The organism is Burkholderia sp. AU45274, assembly GCF_030482505.1.
Taxonomy (GTDB): Bacteria; Pseudomonadota; Gammaproteobacteria; order Burkholderiales; family Burkholderiaceae; genus Burkholderia.
On sequence record NZ_JAUJQE010000012.1, the window covers coordinates 181753 to 200771 of the forward strand.

Annotated in this window: 14 protein-coding genes, 1 rRNA gene and 1 pseudogene; 5 read left to right on the forward strand and 11 right to left on the reverse strand. The window is 59.9% G+C overall.

Translation table 11 applies throughout. The features are described from left to right. Nucleotides 1-2 precede the first annotated feature (2 nt). The 3 genes from yidD to rpmH all read right to left on the reverse strand — a co-directional run bounded on the left by yidD (nucleotide 3) and on the right by rpmH (nucleotide 956). Complete coding sequence (gene yidD / locus QZM35_RS32065; RefSeq protein WP_006750110.1) at nucleotides 3-269, reverse strand: membrane protein insertion efficiency factor YidD; 267 nt, start codon at nucleotides 267-269, stop codon at nucleotides 3-5. Nucleotides 270-344: 75 nt separating this feature from the next. Further along, entirely contained in the window at nucleotides 345-806 is a 462-nt protein-coding gene (rnpA, locus tag QZM35_RS32070; RefSeq protein ID WP_039364627.1) for a ribonuclease P protein component, read from the reverse strand. Nucleotides 807-821: 15 nt separating this feature from the next. Then, nucleotides 822-956 carry a 50S ribosomal protein L34 gene (gene rpmH / locus QZM35_RS32075; RefSeq protein WP_004198824.1) on the reverse strand — a complete coding sequence of 45 codons (135 nt, stop codon included), beginning with the start codon at nucleotides 954-956 and terminating at the stop codon, nucleotides 822-824. Between the two features lie 421 nt (nucleotides 957-1377). Between rpmH and dnaA the strand changes: the two genes are divergently transcribed. The 3 genes from dnaA (at nucleotide 1378) to gyrB (ending at nucleotide 6897) form a co-directional block, all read left to right on the forward strand. Further along, nucleotides 1378-2955 (forward strand): chromosomal replication initiator protein DnaA, encoded by a 1578-nt coding sequence (gene dnaA, locus QZM35_RS32080; RefSeq protein ID WP_301777470.1) that lies wholly within the window; start codon nucleotides 1378-1380, stop codon nucleotides 2953-2955. A 168-nt stretch (nucleotides 2956-3123) separates the two neighbouring features. After that, nucleotides 3124-4230, forward strand: coding sequence for a DNA polymerase III subunit beta (gene dnaN, locus QZM35_RS32085; protein ID WP_039364632.1), 1107 nt, complete (start codon nucleotides 3124-3126; stop codon nucleotides 4228-4230). 192 nt (nucleotides 4231-4422) lie between these two features. Then, nucleotides 4423-6897 carry a DNA topoisomerase (ATP-hydrolyzing) subunit B gene (gyrB, locus tag QZM35_RS32090; protein ID WP_301777471.1) on the forward strand — a complete coding sequence of 825 codons (2475 nt, stop codon included), beginning with the start codon at nucleotides 4423-4425 and terminating at the stop codon, nucleotides 6895-6897. 207 nt (nucleotides 6898-7104) lie between these two features. Here gyrB and QZM35_RS32095 read toward each other — a convergent pair whose 3' ends face one another. Genes QZM35_RS32095 through QZM35_RS32125 form a run of 7 tightly spaced genes read right to left on the reverse strand, consistent with a single transcriptional unit; the run spans nucleotide 7105 to nucleotide 17195 of the window. Further along, entirely contained in the window at nucleotides 7105-7812 is a 708-nt protein-coding gene (locus QZM35_RS32095) for a M48 family metallopeptidase (RefSeq protein ID WP_301777472.1), read from the reverse strand. Next, nucleotides 7812-11075, reverse strand: a complete 3264-nt coding sequence (locus tag QZM35_RS32100; RefSeq protein ID WP_301777473.1) for a type I restriction endonuclease subunit R — start codon at nucleotides 11073-11075, stop codon at nucleotides 7812-7814. Before QZM35_RS32100 ends, QZM35_RS32095 begins: the two co-directional genes overlap by 1 nt. A 9-nt stretch (nucleotides 11076-11084) precedes the next feature. Continuing rightward, the gene (locus QZM35_RS32105) at nucleotides 11085-12161 is read right to left on the reverse strand and encodes a macro domain-containing protein (protein ID WP_301777474.1); all 1077 of its coding nucleotides are present in this window, start codon (nucleotides 12159-12161) and stop codon (nucleotides 11085-11087) included. Next, entirely contained in the window at nucleotides 12161-12811 is a 651-nt protein-coding gene (locus tag QZM35_RS32110; RefSeq protein WP_301777475.1) for a DUF4433 domain-containing protein, read from the reverse strand. The genes QZM35_RS32105 and QZM35_RS32110 overlap by 1 nt, the downstream gene beginning before the upstream one ends. Beyond that, nucleotides 12804-14075: a restriction endonuclease subunit S gene (locus QZM35_RS32115; protein ID WP_301777476.1), complete on the reverse strand. Its 1272-nt coding sequence runs from the start codon at nucleotides 14073-14075 to the stop codon at nucleotides 12804-12806. Before QZM35_RS32115 ends, QZM35_RS32110 begins: the two co-directional genes overlap by 8 nt. Continuing rightward, complete coding sequence (locus tag QZM35_RS32120; RefSeq protein ID WP_301777477.1) at nucleotides 14068-16839, reverse strand: class I SAM-dependent DNA methyltransferase; 2772 nt, start codon at nucleotides 16837-16839, stop codon at nucleotides 14068-14070. Before QZM35_RS32120 ends, QZM35_RS32115 begins: the two co-directional genes overlap by 8 nt. A gap of 35 nt (nucleotides 16840-16874) precedes the next feature. Beyond that, complete coding sequence (locus QZM35_RS32125) at nucleotides 16875-17195, reverse strand: MarR family transcriptional regulator (protein WP_301777478.1); 321 nt, start codon at nucleotides 17193-17195, stop codon at nucleotides 16875-16877. A 295-nt stretch (nucleotides 17196-17490) separates the two neighbouring features. Here QZM35_RS32125 and QZM35_RS32130 point away from each other — a divergent pair. After that, a pseudogene (locus QZM35_RS32130) lies at nucleotides 17491-18066 on the forward strand (transposase); the annotation flags it as partial. A gap of 261 nt (nucleotides 18067-18327) precedes the next feature. Continuing rightward, nucleotides 18328-18660: a hypothetical protein gene (locus QZM35_RS32135; protein ID WP_131932173.1), complete on the forward strand. Its 333-nt coding sequence runs from the start codon at nucleotides 18328-18330 to the stop codon at nucleotides 18658-18660. Between the two features lie 242 nt (nucleotides 18661-18902). On the opposite strand, the gene rrf is transcribed toward QZM35_RS32135, so the two are convergent. After that, nucleotides 18903-19015 (reverse strand): 5S ribosomal RNA (gene rrf, locus QZM35_RS32140). Nucleotides 19016-19019 lie beyond the last annotated feature (4 nt).

The following is a 19019-nucleotide window of genomic DNA, read 5'->3' on the forward strand; positions in this document are numbered from 1 at the left end:
TCTCAGAGTCGATGGGACCGCGCGTCGGCTTCGCCGCGAGCGCGAGTGTCGGAGTTGGGCGGCGGGACGAGGTCGATGCCGCCCGCGGAAAACGGATGGCATCGGCACACGCGCCTGACGGCGAGATACGTGCCGCGCGCGGCGCCATGATACTGGATTGCCTCGCGCGCGTAATCCGAACAGGAAGGATAAAAACGGCAACGGTTGCCGAGCATCGGGCTCACGGCAACCTTGTAGAAGCGCAGCAAGGCGATCAATACCGTTTCCATACCTTGGGCGACGCCGTTCGGCGCCGCGTCAAAACCGGCCGGGCAGGCGCGAACGCCGCACCGGGCACGGATGCGTCACTCGGACGCGGGCTTCGACGCACGGCGGGCGATCTCCCGGACTGCCCTGTCGAGCAGTTCGCGAATCTCGGCCGCGCACATCGCCGCGAGCGGGGCGGAAGCCGCGCTCGGCAGCGCTTTCTTGTCGAAGCGCGTGTGCTGCCGCAGCAGCAGGTCGTAACCGGCGAATTCGGCCCGGCGCAGGCGAAACTGATCGCGCGCCAGCCGCTTCACGAGGTTGCGGGTCACCGCACGCGGCGCATACTTCTTGCCGACGACGAGCCCCAGACGCGCGGGCTGACCGGTCGGCTTGCCGTAAATCACGAAGTGCGCGGAGCGCCGCCAAGGACGCAAACGAAAAACGGATGAAAATTCATCCGTTTTCAGAAGTCGCGCAGCTTTCGGGAAGGCGGCTTTCGTCTGCGACGGATTCGCACCCGGCTCGACGGCACCTTCCGCAGGACTGCGGACGGCGGACACAGCGCGCAACCTGCCTTAGATGGCGAGGCGCTTGCGGCCCTTCGCGCGGCGAGCGTTGATGACCTTGCGGCCACCTGCCGTCTTCATGCGGACACGGAAGCCATGGGTGCGCTTGCGGCGCGTCACGGACGGTTGGTAAGTACGTTTCATGATGTTCTCACTTGTTCGAGAATGTCGAAATTCAGGGGACCGCGTGCCCTTAACCGGAGGCATTCGGGCGAACGCAATCGCCGGGAATACAGGATTGGTTTTCGCGGAACCCGCTATTTAAACCGTTTTTCCGTTGACGGTCAATACTTTAGGAGTCGATCGCCTGTGCCCGCCCCGAGCGATCCGGCCCCGCGCCCCACACAACCGGCCTGTGGATAACTCACGCTGTGGCCGCGTTTGGCGGTAGAATCTCGCCTTATCTCCAAGAATCCCGCACGCCGCTTCGGCTCGCGCCTGCCCCTCCAAGACTGTGACGCAGGCGTCCGAGGCACGCTCGCACGACCGCTTCGGGCCTTGTTGCGCTACCGCGACAAGGGCGCCGGCGAGCCGCGCTGTGCACGCAAAAAACGACAGTTACTTGATGAACGATTTCTGGCAACACTGTTCCGCACTGCTGGAGCGCGAGCTGACGCCCCAGCAGTACGTGACGTGGATCAAACCCTTGGCCCCGGTGGCCTTCGATGCGTCGGCGAACACGCTGTCCATCGCCGCGCCGAACCGCTTCAAGCTGGACTGGGTCAAGAGCCAGTTTTCGGGACGGATCTCCGATCTGGCCCGCGAATTCTGGAGCGCGCCGATCGAAGTCCAGTTCGTCCTCGATCCGAAGGCAGGCATGCGCAGCGCCGCCGCCGGTGCGGCACCGTCCGCCCCGCGCGCGCCGCTGGCCCCGACCGGCCCCGCCGCGACGGTGGCTGCGATCGCCGCCAACCTGGCCGCGAATGCCGGCGCTGCGCCCAGTGCGCCGGCCGACGTGCCGATGACGCCGTCGGCAGCCGCCGCGCACCACCTGAACGCCGACGACGCCGACATCGACCTGCCGAGCCTGCCCGCGCACGAAGCGGCCGCCGGCCGCCGCACGTGGCGCCCGGGCCCCGGTGCCGCGCCCGCCGCCGGCGGTGAAGCCGATTCGATGTACGAACGTTCGAAGCTGAACCCCGTGCTCACGTTCGACAACTTCGTGACCGGCAAGGCGAACCAGCTCGCGCGCGCCGCCGCGATCCAGGTCGCGGACAACCCCGGCATCTCGTACAACCCGCTGTTCCTGTACGGCGGCGTCGGTCTCGGCAAGACCCACCTGATCCATGCGATCGGCAACCAGCTGCTGCTCGACAAAGCCGGCGCGCGGATCCGCTACATCCACGCCGAGCAATACGTGTCGGACGTGGTGAAGGCGTACCAGCGCAAGGCGTTCGACGACTTCAAACGCTACTACCACTCGCTCGACCTGTTGCTGATCGACGATATTCAGTTCTTCTCCGGCAAGTCGCGCACGCAAGAGGAATTCTTCTACGCGTTCGAGGCGCTGGTCGCGAACAAAGCGCAGGTGATCATCACCAGCGACACGTATCCGAAGGAAATCTCGGGGATCGACGATCGCCTGATCTCGCGCTTCGACTCGGGCCTCACCGTCGCGATCGAGCCGCCCGAGCTGGAAATGCGCGTCGCGATTTTGATGCGCAAGGCGCAGTCGGAAGGCGTGAACCTGTCGGAAGACGTCGCGTTCTTCGTCGCGAAGCACCTGCGCTCGAACGTGCGCGAGCTCGAAGGCGCGCTGCGCAAGATCCTCGCGTATTCGAAGTTCCACGGCCGCGAGATCTCGATCGAGCTGACCAAGGAAGCGCTGAAGGACCTGCTGACCGTGCAGAACCGGCAGATTTCGGTCGAGAACATCCAGAAGACCGTCGCCGACTTCTACAACATCAAGGTCGCGGATATGTACTCGAAGAAGCGTCCCGCGAACATCGCGCGGCCGCGGCAGATCGCGATGTATCTCGCGAAGGAACTCACGCAGAAGAGCCTGCCGGAAATCGGCGAGCTGTTCGGCGGGCGCGATCACACCACCGTGCTGCACGCGGTGCGCAAGATCGCCGACGAGCGCAGCAAGGACGCGCAGCTCAACCACGAGCTGCACGTGCTGGAACAGACGCTGAAGGGCTGAGCGCGACGCGCGCTTGATAATTCGGCCTCCGCCCCAATTTAAGGGGGGCGGTTCGGTTTTGAGGCACAATACTGGTTTGACCGCCCCGGTGGTGGCGGGCCAAGAGCCCGGCCGGCGGGGCGCTGCGAGGCTGCTGCGCTGCAGGCCGTTACTCAACGAAGGAACTCTATGCAACTGGTCAAGACCGAACGAGACACCCTCCTCAGGCCGCTGCAAACGGTCAGCGGCATCGTCGAACGCCGCCATACGTTGCCGATCCTCGCCAACCTGCTGATCACCAAGAACGGCTCGGACGTTTCGTTCCTGTCGACCGACCTGGAGCTGCAGATCACCACGCGCGCCGATTTCGGCGTCGGCGGCGACCAGGTCGCGACCACCGTCGCCGCGCGCAAGCTGCTCGACATCCTGCGCGCGATGCCTGACGGCCAGGTCACGCTGTCGCTCGCCGACAAGCGCCTCACCGTTCAATCCGGCAAGAGCCGTTTCGCACTCCAGACGCTGGCGGCCGACGAGTTCCCGACCGTCGCGCAGGCGAAGGATTTCGGCGCCACGCTGACCGTCCCGCAGAAGTCGTTCCGCCAGCTGCTCGGCATGGTGCACTTCGCGATGGCGCAGCAGGACATCCGCTACTACCTGAACGGCATGCTGCTCGTCGTCGACGGCGACCAGCTGATGGCCGTGGCCACCGACGGCCACCGCCTCGCGTTCTCGTCGATGAAGCTCGAAGGCGGCACGTTCGGCCGCCAGGAAGTCATCGTGCCGCGCAAGACGATTCTCGAGCTGCAACGCCTGCTCGAAGACATCGACGACACCGTCACCATCGACATCGCGCAAACCCAGGCCAAGTTCACGTTCGGCCAGGTCGAGCTCGTGTCGAAACTCGTCGAGGGCAAGTTCCCCGACTTCCAGCGCGTGATCCCGAAGGCGCACAAGAACACGTTCGAGATCGGCCGTGAAGAGCTGCAGCGTTCGCTGCAACGTGCGGCAATCCTGACCTCGGACAAGTTCAAGGGCGTGCGCTGCATCATCGCGCCGGGCCAGCTGAAGATCATGTCGACCAACGCCGATCAGGAAGAGGCGCAGGAAGAACTGGAAATCGCCTACCAGGGCGATACCGTCGACATCGGCTTCAACGTCACGTATCTGCTCGACGTGCTCGCGAACCTGAAGGTCGACACCGTGCAGGTGAGCCTCGGCGACGCCAGCTCGAGCGCGCTGATTACCGTGCCCGAGAACGACGAGTTCAAGTATGTCGTGATGCCGATGCGCATCTGACGCGCGCGACATCACGACACACACCAGGGGGCGGCAAGCCCCTTTGGCGTTTTTATGGCGAACCGACAACCCGTCCCTTTGGTGCCCTAACGGCACCTCGGACGGGCCAGGAAAACTGGAGCGGCCCGGCGTTTTCGCAAGGAAACGCACCGCGCCGCCGCTTGAGTGGCCTCGCAGAACCGGAAGATATCCATGAGTGAACAGCACAATTCGCAACCCGATAACAGCAGCTACGGCGCCTCGTCGATCCAGATCCTCGAAGGTCTGGAAGCGGTGCGCAAGCGCCCCGGGATGTACATCGGCGACACGTCGGACGGCACCGGTCTGCACCACCTCGTGTTCGAGGTGCTCGACAACTCGATCGACGAAGCGTTGGCCGGGTACTGCAACGACATCCACGTGACGATTCACGCTGACAACTCGATTTCCGTGACCGACAACGGCCGCGGGATTCCGACCGACGTGAAGATGAACGACAAGCACGAGCCGAAGCGCAGCGCTGCGGAAATCGTGATGACCGAGCTGCATGCCGGCGGCAAGTTCGACCAGAACAGCTACAAGGTGTCCGGTGGCCTGCACGGCGTGGGTGTGTCGTGCGTGAACGCGCTGTCGAGCTGGCTGCGCCTCACGGTGCGCCGTGACGGCAAGAAGCGGTTCATGGAGTTCCATCGCGGCGTTGCGCAGGATCGCGTGCTCGAGACGGTGGACGGCGTGGAAGTGTCGCCGATGCTCGTGACCGGTGACACCGAGAACCGCGGCACCGAAGTGCACTTCATGGCCGATCCGACGATTTTCGGTACGGTCGAGTATCACTACGACATCCTCGCGAAGCGGATGCGTGAGCTTTCGTTCCTGAACAACGGTGTGCGGATTCGCCTCACCGATCTGCGTTCGGGCAAGGAAGACGATTTCGCGTTCGCCGGCGGTGTGAAGGGCTTCGTCGAGTACATCAACAAGACGAAGACCAACCTGCACCCGACCGTTTTCTTCGCCAACGGCGAGAAGGATGGCGTGGGCGTCGAAGTCGCGATGCAGTGGAACGACAGCTACAACGAGAACGTGCTGTGCTTCACGAACAACATTCCGCAGCGCGACGGCGGCACGCACCTGACCGGCCTGCGCGCCGCGATGACGCGCGTCATCAACAAGTACATCACCGACAACGAAATCGCGAAGAAGGCGAAGGTCGAGACGACCGGCGACGACATGCGCGAAGGGCTGTCGTGCGTGCTGTCCGTGAAGGTGCCGGAGCCGAAGTTCAGCTCGCAGACGAAGGACAAGCTGGTTTCGTCCGAGGTTCGTGCGCCGGTTGAAGAAGTCGTCGCGAAGGCGCTCGAGGAATTCCTGCTGGAAACGCCGATCGACGCGAAGATCATCTGCGGGAAGATCGTTGAAGCCGCTCGTGCGCGTGATGCTGCGCGGAAGGCACGTGAGATGACGCGCCGCAAGGGCGTGCTCGACGGCGTCGGCCTGCCCGGCAAGCTCGCGGACTGCCAGGAGAAAGACCCGGCGAAGTGCGAAATCTACATCGTCGAGGGTGACTCGGCGGGTGGGTCGGCGAAGCAAGGCCGTGATCGGAAGTTCCAGGCGATCCTGCCGCTGCGCGGCAAGGTGCTGAACGTCGAGAAGGCACGCTACGACAAGCTGCTGTCGTCGGAACAGATCGTCACGCTCGTGACTGCGCTTGGGTGCGGGATCGGCAAGGAAGATTACAACCTCGACAAGCTCCGCTATCACCGCATCATCATCATGACCGACGCGGACGTCGACGGTGCGCACATCCGGACGCTGCTGCTCACGTTCCTCTATCGCCAGATGCCGGACATGATCGAGCGCGGGTACGTGTATATCGCGCAGCCGCCGCTTTACAAGATCAAGGCGGGCAAGGACGAGCGGTATCTGAAGGATGACGTGGAGCTCAACGCGCACATGCTGCGGTTGGCGCTGCAAGGGTCGGAGCTGGTGCCGGGTGAGAATGCGGCGGCGATTTCGGGTGATGCGCTTGGGGAGCTGGCTCGGTCGTATCTGCTGTCGCAGAGCGTGATCGAGCGCTTGAGCCGGTTGTATGATCCGGCTGCGCTGGAAGCGGTCATGGACGGTGTGGTGATCGATCTTTCCAATGAGGCTTCGACCGAGGCTTCGGCGAAGGCGCTGCACGCTGCGTTGCATGATGAAGCGCTGAAGAATGAAGTGCGTGTCGTGCCTTCGTATGACCCGGTTCGCGAACAGCGGTCGCTGCATGTCGAACGTACGCATCACGGCAATGTGCGGGTTTCGGTCATCGACCAGGAATTCCAGCACACGGCGGATTATCAGCAGCTCGTGACCACCGCGAATACGTTCAAGGGACTCATCGGGGAAGGTGCGGTTATCAAGCGCGGTGAGCGCAGCATGGCCGTGGCGGACTTCAAGAGCGCGATGAAGTGGCTGCTGGCTGATGCTGAACGCAACGTCTCCAAACAACGCTATAAGGGGCTGGGAGAGATGAACCCCGAGCAGCTGTGGGAAACGACGATGGATCCGGCTGTGCGGCGCCTGTTGCGTGTGCAGATCGAAGACGCGATTGCGGCGGATGGGATCTTTACTACCCTCATGGGGGATGATGTGGAGCCGCGGCGGGCGTTTATCGAGTCGAATGCATTGCGGGCGGGGAATATTGACGTTTAACCCGCGCTGTCGGATGACAGAGAAAGTGAAAATCCCGACGAGTTAGTGAAAAAAATCCAATAAGTCCAAATTGAGAACGCCCGGTTATACCGGGCGTTCTCGTGCTGACTGGACTCCTGAGCTTATGAGCACAGGTGAGGTGAGGAGTGCTGTGGGCTGGCGCGGAGTTATTCGGAATCTTCCGATAACTGCCGCTATGGCCTCGCGTCAGAGATCCAGCTCCGCACCGCGCACCCGGAGCCACTCTTTGCGTTTTCGATAATCGGGCAGCACTTTGTCCACCTCATTCCAGAACGCTTCTGTGTGGTCGCGATGGTGCAGATGGCAGAGCTCATGGACGATGATGTAATCGATGATCGTCAGCGGGGCCATGAGGCATTTCCAGTGGAAATGCAGATCACCGCGCTTGGTGCAAGATGCCCACCTGTAGCCAAGATCCTTGATTTGAATCTCGCCTGCCTTCACGCCAACCTTTGCTGCAAAGTACGCCACTCGCTTTTGAATCCGGGGTAAACCTTTTGACTTGTAGAAAGCTTCAAACACTTGATGGGCCGCATCTTGGCTGCCATGATCGACAACCTTGCGCAGCAGGCAGAACCGGCCATCTTTCAGCTTGAGCGGCTCATCCTGCTCAGCCACCAGCTGCAGGCGGTAGCAACTGCCCAAGTATAGGAACGTCTCGCCGCTAACCCATTCACGCGTGACACGAGTAGCATTGAGGTCACGCCATTCAGCCAGATTGCGGTAAATCCACATCCGCTTGGCCAAAACGGTTTCATCCACTTGCTCGGGCGACATCCGCTTTGGTGGGCGAACAGTGATGATGCCATTGCGTTCAATCACGATGTCAGTGGTTTGCCGATCTGAACCGGGCAAGAGCTGATATTCGATATCTCGCACCTGACGGAGTTGCATCACGCCTCCCCTGTCCGTACCATCTTGACCAGTTCGTCGTGGCGGTTCTTGGCCAGCTTCATGATCTCTACGGCCACACGCTCACGATTGAGCTTCAACTCCTCGATGCCGGTCTTGGCGACCTCAGTCTTGATCAAGCCGCGCACGCGCTTTTGTTTGTCGGGGTTCTGCCAGAAATCGATACTGGCAATGGTTTCCTGCAGTATTTCCACGGTGGTCTCCATCAATGCCTTGAATGCAGGCTTGTCTGCATCATTGACAGAACCACTCGCGAAACCAAGCTGAACGATGTATTCGTAGAAGGTAGTCGCCTCGCGGCTCATACCATCCTCACCTTGCTGACGGCCCGCGATGGCTTCCTTGCGCAGCTCGGCCAGCTTTTCGGCCAGCAGATCCCACTCGCCGTGGTGCTTCTCGATCAGTGCATCGACCTTTTCCGACAGGCTCTTGTAGAAAGCGGGATCTTCATCGTGGTGAACGGTGCAGTGCTTGCGGATGGCGTGTTCCATCTCGCTGGCCTTTGCCTCGTTGTTCTGACCCGCGTGCGCGGCCAGTTTGTCGAGAAAGTCTTCTGCCAGCAGCTCGATCGGCGGCACCTTGGGATTGATGCCCAGGCTGATCAGGTGTTCGTTGATCAGCGCCTTCACCTTTTCGCCTGCGCTGCCGAGGTCCAAGCTAGTGTCTTTGTAGCGTTCCTTGGTCACCTGCAGGATGTACCCGAAGCGCTTTGCGGGCACGCGGTACGGTTGCGCGGATAAGTTGGGGAGGATGATGTCCAGGCTCATCAAGAACTGCTTGAAGTACACCTCAAAATCAGCGCGCTTCTTGTCGTCCTTGAGCGCCTTCGCCGCTTCATGGACCACGGCGGCCTCGGCATCCAGATTGGGCAACTCGCCGTTCACGAAAGCCCGAATCTGTTTGATGCCCAGTGTGGTGAAGTGCTGGAGCAAACGCTGATAACGTTCTTCCAGCACCGGCAGCTCCGACGTGATGTTCTTCATCCCGTCGTGTAGCTCCTGCTGTTCGTCGCTAGCCGCGTAAAGGGTCAATGCCTCAGTCAGATGGTTGGCCAAGCCGATGTAATCGACGATGTACCCGCGCTGCTTCCCCTTCTTTACGCGATTGGTGCGAGCGATGGCTTGCAGCAGGGCGTGCTCACGCAGCTTCTTGTCGATATACATCACCTGCTCGATGGGCGCGTCGAAGCCCGTCAGCAGCATGTCGCACACGATCAGGAAGGCAATGCCGGTGTATTCCTTGTCCGGGTTTTCACAATCGAAGCTGCGGCAGAAGTTCTCCACCGCATTCATGCGCTGGGCTTGCTTGCGCGCCTGGGTGATGTACGCAGCCTCGTTGGTGCCGTCCGACGACACCACGACGGCGGTCTTGAGAAAGCGCAGGCGTTGCACTAGATCTCTGTCTGGCGAAACCTTGGCTTCTTCACGGGCCACGCGCTCTGTCAATGCCGCCTTGATGCCGTGCTGATATCGAATGCACGCCAGCTTCGAGTGGCACACCACCTGTGCCTTGAAACCATTGGGCAGGATGTTGTCGACATAGTGCGCCACTATGTCACGCGCAATGGCGTTGATGCGGTTTTCGGCCTCCAGGATGTCGCCGGTCGCGCCGTACTTCTTTTTGATCGCCAACAGCTCCTCTTCGCTGCGGTCGCGGAACAGGTCTTCAAAGGCCTCGTCGAAAGCGTGCTTTTCGTTCAGTGCGCTGTCGGCGGTTTTCCCTTCGTAGAGGATTTGCAGCGTGGCCCCATCGTTTACCGCGTCCATCAGGCGGTAGGTGTCGATGTACTCTCCAAAGCGCTTGTGGGTCTTCTTCTCACCGTGGCGCTCCGTGATCAGAGGCGTGCCGGTGAAGGCAATGCGAGTGGCGTTGGGGAAGGCCTCGAACAGGTTGTCGCCCAGGTCAGAGCTTTGCGTGCGGTGGGCTTCATCGATCATCAGGATGATGCGATCCGACATATTCACCACCCCGAATGTCTTGCCCGCAGGCATGGCCGAGTAGGTGCCCAGCGCTTCCGCCACGGTGTTGGTCAGCGTCTGCTTTTGCTCCTGGAACTTGTGGATCATCACCATGCTGATGTCCGAGCTATCCGTCGACATATGCTGGCGCAGGCCCGCCCGGGTTTCGATCACATTCACCCGCCCGCCAATCAGCGTTGCGGTGTCGCCCAGCTGCTCTTCCAGGTCTTGCCGGTCATTAACCAACACGATCTTGAAGTCGGACAAGTCGCGACTGGCACGCAGCATCCGGGCTAGAAACACCATGGTCAGGGATTTGCCCGAGCCTTGCGTGTGCCACACCACGCCACTGCGCTCCAGCACGGTTTCTCCAGTGCGCAAGCGTTTGACAATCTTGCTGGCAGCGCGGAATTGCTGATAGCGGCTCACGACCTTCACCCGTGGGCCGCCATCGGTATCCATGAACACTGAACTGGTGCGCAGGATCTGCAGCAGGTTGGACTTGTTCAGCATCCCAGCAATCAACTGCTGCTGGGCATTTAGCCCGACCAGCGCGGAATCGTCAGCGGGGTGAAGTGTCTTCCAGGCATAAAAATGTTCTTCACCCGAGGTGATAGTGCCGTAGTCGGCCTCCAGCCCGCAGCTGCGCACTAGCATTAGGCTGCTGTAGAACAGCCGGGGCTCGCCTTCCTTCAGGTCGGCGGCTTCTGTCTCCTTTCGGCGGCGCATGTAGCGCTGCAGTTGCACAAAGGCTTCCTGCATCGGATTGGCGCAGGTTTCCGAACCCTTCTTGCACTCCACCACCACCAGCGGGATGCCATTCACGAACAGCACGATGTCCGGAATGATGAAGGCCTTCACGCAGCCCGGCGTGTCGATGCGGAACTGGTTGATGGCGTGAAACTGGTTGTTTGCGTGATTGTGAAAGTCGATCAGGCGCACCACCGGGTCCGCTTCGCCCGTCAGCTCGTTCACGTCGGCCTGTGCCTTGAACAACATTGCCTGCACGGCCTCATTGGCCTCCAGCAGGGTGCGGTTGGGGTGGCGCAGCAATTGGCTGCGCAAGTCTTCCAACTGGCGGTCGGTCAGCCACTCACGCCCGTCGTCCGTGCGGTTGATGGCGCGCACGGCGCAGTTGAACACCTCTGGCAGCAGCCATTGGCGGAAGTTGCTGCGCAGGCTCGGGGGCGCCTTCTGGGGCACACTCGTGCCCTGGTCGATGACCGTCCAGCCCAACTCAGCCAGTTGTTGCAGGAAAGGGCGTTCGACCTCCGTGTATTCGCTCACACAGCCCCCTCACGCCAGCGCGCTGGCTGGCTGTGTCAGGCGCTCCAGGGCAATGCCCAGTGCCCGGTCATCAAACAAGCGATCTTTCCGCGCAGCGGCCTCCGGGCCACCGCGCCAGTGGCGCAGCCCTTCACGCAAAGCGGGCACCGTGGGCGCCACGCCTTCGCGGGCCAGCAACCAGTCCACAGTGGCCAGCAGCTCCATGCCGAAAGGCGATTCAAAGCCATCGATGAGTGCGGCGGTGGATTCCAGCGCTTGTGTGTAGACTTTGGCCTCGCTCTTGAGATAGGTCTGCACAAGAGCCTTGCGCTCATCGTCGAACCAGATCGCGTCCAGCGGGCCGGCGTCGCTGATGCGCTTCTCGGAGTGCAGGTAGCTGCCATCAAGGTTGTTCAATAGATGATCAAGCCGGTTGGCGTATGGGCCGTACTTGTCCGGCGCGAACCTCAGGTCCAGCGGGTTGTCGCCGGGGTTGCAGCGCTCGATGGCCCGCTCCAGAAACCACGCCAGCTTCTGGATCTCCAGCAGGCTGCACTCCATGCCCAATACCCAGTAGCGGCGCACCAGTTCCGCAATCAGCGCACGGGCGGGGGTCAGCTTCTCAACGCCAGCACGTTTGGCCACGTTCTGGTACTGCTTGGTGGGTTCGAACACCAGAATGTCGATATCCAGATCGCCCAGAGCTTGCTCGATCTGCTCACGCACATCAGCCCATTCCAAGCCGCCATTGCCCGCACCCAGCGGTGGAATGGCGATGGACTTGATCTGCTGCTCAATCAAAAAACGCCGCAGGTCTTGCAGGCCCTCGACCACCCACTCCATCCGCGACGGCGCACGCCAGTGCTGCTTGGTGGGGAAATTGACGATCCAGCGCGGGCCATCCAGCTCGTGAACTGGCGTCACGAACATCTTGCCGGTCTGCACTTCCTTGGCTTTGCAAGCAGCGGCATAACGGCGGAAGTTCTCGTCGAAACGCTCCTTGAACATCAACGCGATGCCCTTGCCCATCACCCCGACGGTGTTGACCGTGTTGACCAGCGCCTCGACGCGAGACTCCAGCAAATTGCCTTGAGTGAATGTAATCATCAGAAGTACCACTGTGGCATGACTCGCACATCCATTTTCAAGCCTCTGGCCTGAATGTGCTGGTCTAGTGTGTTTTTTACTGCATCCGTGTAGCAGATGATGCCAACCAAGCCGGTGACCGGTAAATGGTTTTGAACCAAAGCCTCGGCCTGATAGCGCTCAATCTGCTCCGGATCATCCGGATTCCGCTTGAAATTGCGGGCCTGCAACAGCGGCCAATCAATCTCATTCAAACTGTCGACACTATTGAAATACCTTGCAAGCGGCGGATAGGCGTGCCGATCTGTAAACACAAAAGGCAAGCCCATCTGGTGCACCTTGTGCAGCGTGGAGACGAGGATGCAGATTTCTTCATTGCGCCGCTTTGCCACTTCCCCGCGCCCGGTGTAAATGTTGTACATCATGGGCGAAAAGGGGGTGAAGTAAAACGGCACGTAATTCGAAAGTACTCCGCCCGGCGCTACTGGCACTACCCGGTGTGTGCGCCGATTTATCAAATCTGCATTGCCAATGGGCACGAAGTTTGGATCCTGCATGGCAGAATTTTTGCAATGCACACCGTTTTCCAGAATCCACGGCAAATTATCGCGATGGACGATGCGCCAGATCAGTGCCTTTTCCGGGTTGAGGTTGGGATAGTGGTTAGCCATCGACCACCTCGGGTTCTTCAACCTTGGCGGGCACTTTGCCGGTCAGCAGGTCGCGCATCAGGCCGATTTTTTGTTTTTTCAGTTTCTCTAAGATCGTTACTTCGGTAGCGATTCTCTTGTCAGCGGCTTCAATTCGCGAGTTGATCCAATTCTGTTCGTCATGTTCAGGAATTGGAATAAGAAGTGAATTTATTGCCGATTGATTGACGCTACACTGATTAGAAGCATTCACTCTCGAACTAATGTGGTTTCGAGCTGCGGGTGACTTCAGCCACTCGAAGAGGAGACGGGGAATCACACTGCATAAGTTGACCTGCATACGCATCATGTTGGATTCGTATACCGCCGGCTCGGGAATGTGCGGCACCAATGTGGGCAACCCAACCCCTTCGATGGTCGCAAAAACGCGGGTCATCAGAATATCCCCCTCAGCCAGACCGTAATTTCTGATCTCGGCAGGCGAAACTACTCCACGGCGACAGAGGGAAAAGTCAACCGAACGCTCAACCGTGAAGGCGGTCTGTCCAACCATCAACGTCCCTTCGGCGCCAATTTGATCTGCCGATTTGTAAATTCCGTTAGTCGGATTCCCCAACAGACATGCTCGTAGCGTCGAAACACCCCACTCCCTCGGAATCCACCCAATCGCCGTTTCCTGATACAGCTCCGGTGCTTGTTCGCGGGCCGGGCGTAGTTGGCCGTTGGGCAGCACACCACGGGTAAACAGGTCGTGCATCAGGCCGGCCTTGATCTGTTGGTATTTGGCGATCAGGGCTTCGGTTTTTTCGATGGCGGTGTCGATGCCGGTGAGGATGGTGCCGATCTTTTCCTGCTTCTCAGGCTTGAAAACAGGTATGGGTACCGTTTTCACATCATCTGTCGAAACTGCAGCAAACGTTGAACCTTGACTGCGACGGTGAAGGTAAGCCGCGTTCAATTCAACTGCATGCTTCAGAAAGACCGTGTCCGATACACCAGACTTCGCCTTGAACGCACCCAGACCGCGACCGATGCAATAGTCCTGGTCGGCATAGTTCATCGTGCCGACAGGTGCCCGCACGCTGATTAGCACTGACCCAGCTTTGGCAACCCGCAGCGAGGGTGAGCAGTAAACATCCGAGTAAGGGTGGCGTGGACCGAACTCCGCGCAGCCTTGGAGAAAAGGCAGGCCCCGCTCTTCGGTATTACAGCGATCGGCACCGGGAGATTGCCCCATCACGACATCGGCGAAGCGGGCCAAGGGAGCGAAAGCGACTTCACTCATACCCCAACTCCGCCAGGAAGTCCTGCAGCGCCTTCGCTGCTTCAACCCGCTCGGTCTCAATCTGTTTGGCCGTGACGGCATATTTGCCCCACAGGTTCTCGACGGCGGCGATGCAGGCTCGTTGATCTGCCCGCAAATACTGCCGGTAACTCTCGAACAGCAGCTTGCCCAGGCGCTCGACGATGACCTGCCGTGCTTCGTCCTTACTGATCTTCAGGCGTGCCTGCTCAACCAGCTCATCCTTCTTCGCCCCCGTAGACTTGATGGCGGCTTTCAGGGCTTTGGCTTCGTCCTCCAGAGCCTTGTGCGTGGTCAGCTTGGCTTCGGTGCGCTCAGAAGCGGCCTTGGCTTGCTGGCCAGCGGCCATGGCGGTTTCGATGGCTGCAGTGAACGTGGAGGTGTGTCCCACCGAGGCGGCGAGATCGAGCACACGCTGGCCGTTGCTGAACTGCGCCCCCTTGGCAGTGAAGCCGTTGCTGCAGTGGTAGGCTTTGTCCGTGCCCTTGGGTAGTAGCCCGGCGACCTTGATTTCGGTGAACAGATCGCCCACAGCCCCCTTGAGCACCTTGAGCTGGGCCTTCCACTCTGCGTTAGCTTCTTTGAGTTCGTCTTTGAGAGTTTTGACCTCATCGGTGGGCAGCACGCCAGTGTCGTCAGTATCTTCAAAATCGTCTTCATTCGCGGCGGCAAACAGGGCTTGCAGCTCGGCTAGGCGGGCGTGTTGCTGCTCCAGTTCTGCCAGCACCTCGGGGAACTGGCTTTGCAGAATGTCTTCATCCGGAATCAGCTCCGGTCCCCAGCCGCTGGCCGCGATGGATTTGAAGTCGGACACCAGCCCTTTGTAGTAGTTAGCGAAGGCGCCGCGCACCTGATAGCGGTTGAGCAGATGCTGGCCTGCAAACGTACGTTCGATGCTGTCGAGCAGGGTGGCGCGCACAGCGTAGACGTTTCGACCTGTGGCGTGCTGGTTGTCCGCATCCGGGGCCAGCGCCTCGATGACGGGCAGGTGCTGCTGCCACCAGTTGGACAGGTCGGCCATGAACTGGGCGTGGCGCTGAGTGACGCCGGCGTGGCTGTTGATGTGCAGGGCGATGTCTCGCTTGCCAGCCAGAGTAGCGGTGAAGTCGGCATACCAAGTGCCGTGCGTGGCAGTGGCACGACGCACAAAAATACTTTCGCGCAGGCCCACGTAGTTATGCCAGAAGTGACCCAGGGCATCGATCTCGCCGACCGGTACGCCACCGTGCAGATGGGCGCGCACGTCGTGCGGTTCCGGCGGTGGGGTGTTATCCACGTAGCGGCGGATGTTGCAGTTGTAGTCTTCCGCCTTGATGTTGGCCACGGGTACACGCTTGGCGTAGCCGTCGATGTTCTGCCCGGCGCGGTAGGCGTGCACGATCTTGTCGATATCCTCCGGCCGTAGGTGGTTTTGCGCCTTGCCTTCGCGGTATTCGCGATCGGCATTGATGAACAGCACGTGGCCGCGCTGCTGGGCACCATCCTTGTTCAGCACCAGAATGCAGGCAGGGATACCGGTGCCGTAGAACAGATTGCTAGGCAGACCGATAACGGCTTCGAGGTAACCCCGGTCGATGAAGTACTGGCGCGCCTCGCGCTCTTCACCGCCACGGAACAGCACACCGTGCGGCATGACTGTAGCCATGCGGCCATTGCTCTTTAGCACGGCCAGCATGTGCTGCACGAACATCAGGTCGGCCTTTTTGCCCTTTTCCGGCATCCAGACGTGGAAGCGGCCGGGATGGGCAATAGGAACTTTCTTTTTAGTTCCGCTGCCATCGTCCTTTGACTGATTGCGAGCGTAATTCTGGCTAAAAGGTGGGTTCGCAAGAACTCGATCAAAGTGTTCCAACTCGCCATCGCCACGCTTGTGTCGTGGGTCAGTGAGGGTGTCAGCGTTTTCAATCTTGGCGTGCGAGATGCCATGCAGCAGCATGTTCATCTTGCAGATGGACCAGGTGGTGCCCATCTTTTCTTGCCCGTTGAGTGACAGCTCTGCGGCATCAGCCCCGCATTCACGCAGGTAGTCCCGCGCTTGGATCAACATGCCGCCCGAGCCAACCGTAGGGTCGTACACGCTCATGCCTTCCTTGGGATCACAGATCTCGACGCAGATGCGAACCACCTCGGCCGGGGTGTAGAACTCGCCTGCCTTCTTGCCCGCCGAATCGGCAAAGTGCTTGATCAGCCATTCATACGCTGCACCGAGCAGATCGGGGAATTCGAAATCATTGTCTCGCAGCGGGATCTTTTCGAAGTTCTGGATGAAGTCGACCAGCGTGTCGTCATCCAGCGTGTTCTGGCCGATCTTGCGGTTGAAGTTGATGGTGCCCTTGAGCACATCCTGCAAGGCATCGGCGTTTTCCTCTTCCAGGGCCTCCAGCGCTTTGTTGAGCGCGGAGCCGACGTTTTCCTTGACGTGCTTGAGCGCAGGTTGGGCGTTGCCAGCATCGTCTATCCACGGCTCGTTCCAGCGGGCGCGTGGAGGCACGTAGAAGTACTTGCCGGAGTATTGATCGGGATCTTCAAGGTTAAGGGCGATATCGGCGTCCGACAGACCCGCTACCTTGCCTTCCTTCTTGATCTCTTCCCGACGCTGATCGAACAGATCACTGGCACGCTTGAGGAACAGCATACCAAAGATGTATTCCTTGTACTCGCTGGCATCCATGTTGCCGCGCAGGTCGTCGCATGCGGTGAGCAGCAGGCTTTCCAGGCGGGCGAGTGTGAGTTTGGCGGACGGCATCGGTCAGTCTATTCCTCGATTTTTATCTCTGCAGTTCAATCCAGCACCACCAGAAATTCGGTGGCTAGCGCAGTGGGACGGGTTTGCCGGGCATTCTTGGTCAATGCCACCAGCCCGTACCCCTCCATCATGCGCAGCGTGCGCGACAGGTTGGGCACTTGCCGTCCCGACAGCGCGGCAAGTTCGGTCATGGTCTTGGGCTTTGCCTGCCGGATCAGCCGCAGCAATGCGCGGTTGTCCTCCGACAAGACCGCCGCCAGCGTGGCCATCGACGGAAACCAGACCGTGGGAACCTGCTTGCCAACCGTGGCTTCAGCCGCATCAGGGGGGCGAATTCCGACTACGCAGCGCTTCATGGCGGATGGTTCTGGATCAACAGAAAATTGCCGTCTATTGTATCAGTCCAACACAACTATGAGGACGGACCGGATGGCAAGATTTCCGCTCAACTTCACCCGGCTTTTCGACTGTTCAGCGCTAAATGGTGTTGTTATCTATCAACCCGCTCCCTGCCTTAATCGCCTGCAAACCGCCCTTGCCACCTTGGTCGTATCGCACGGACACTAGCTCTACAAGTCTGTTATGGATCAAATGAGGTCGGACGAAAAAGTAGAAGCCAACGTTTCGTAAAATCGAAAAACAGGGGCATGCATGAATCGAATTCCAAGAGCGGTCTATAGGAAGGAGCTTCGCGACGAAGTGGTCAAGCTGGCGTTGGCGGAAGGCGTCGGGGTATCGGAAGCTTCCCGACTGTTGTCGATCCCGCTCAAGACGCTGCCAAACTGGGGACGCGTGGCGAAGGGGGAAAGCTGAAAGATGTCGGTCGACACCAGAAACCCGTGACGGAAATGGAGGCCGAGCTAGCGCAGGTTAAGCGCGAACTGACCTAGGTCAAAATGGAACGCGATCTGCTAAAGAAGTTCGCGACGTACTTCGCGAAGGAGCCGTGGTGAAATACGGCGGGATTGAGCAAATGCAACAAGCCCCCCCTGCCGCCGATGTGCCGCGGGTGTATCGGTAAGCGGCCACTATGCGTGGCGCAAGTGCAAGCCGTCCGAAAGAGCGCGGCAGGAGCCTCGCCTGGAAGCGAAGGTGCTCGCCCGGCGAACCCGGGAGAGTTTCGCGCCCGAACGCCTGTAGCAATATCTCGAGGAGCACGGTGTGCGAATCGGTGTGTATCGGATCAGGCGACTACGCGGACAACTGGGACTGCGCTATAAGCAGAAATAGCGGTTCAAAGACAGGGCGGCGCCGCTACCGCGGCGCCGTTAGAAATAAACTTGGGAAAATTACTTCGACGAAGGTCGGGAGTATCTATCCGACGCCGACAACGCTCTCCTATGCCATTTGGCCATTCCCCGAATTTTCCATATTTCGAGATGCCCAGTTAGATAGACTCAAATGGCATCACCGCAAAAAGCGCGGGCCGCATGGGCTGCCACCCATACGACCCGCTGACCACAACCAACTCACAGCAGGAGTCGGAAGATGGCTAACGCCTATAGTAAGTCACGTCCCAAGAAGCTCAAACAGTATCCCGAGGTTGAGCTGACCCTCGGCAACAAGCCGGACCTTCCCCAGGATGGCCAACCGTACATGCCGTGGATGCGCGCCATCGACGCGCATTTCGAGATGTTCGGATTCAAGCCGGGCGATCGCGTCTATCTTCGGTTCAACTTTGATTCCCGAAGGGTCATCATCACGCCCGACTACAGCGCGCTGAACTGGCGAGAGCAGCCCTATGGTGCAGCTGCGCAAGAAGAGGACGAGGAGCTGGAACGCGCAGCGCTGGCCCCTTTGCGCCGCTCTGTTGACTGGTGATGGCTCGGCGTGAAGCACTTCGGCGCGCGCCTTGATGCAAATGGTCCGCGGCGGCGCTGCAAGTAACTTCAACAATCGTCACAACAGACGAAAAGTTGCGTTCCGCTCACTCGACATTCGACGGCATCGCAAGCATCAGCGCATGCAGCACGACAAGCATCCATGCCGAGTACTCCACGCACATTTCTGCCGCGCCAATGCAAAAACCCCCGCCTTTCGGGCGGGGGTTCTTGGCTTAGGGAGCCTGACGATTACCTACTTTCACACGGGAATCCGCACTATCATCGGCGTAGAGTCGTTTCACGGTCCTGTTCGGGATGGGAAGGGGTGGGACCGACTCGCTATGGTCATCAGGCAAA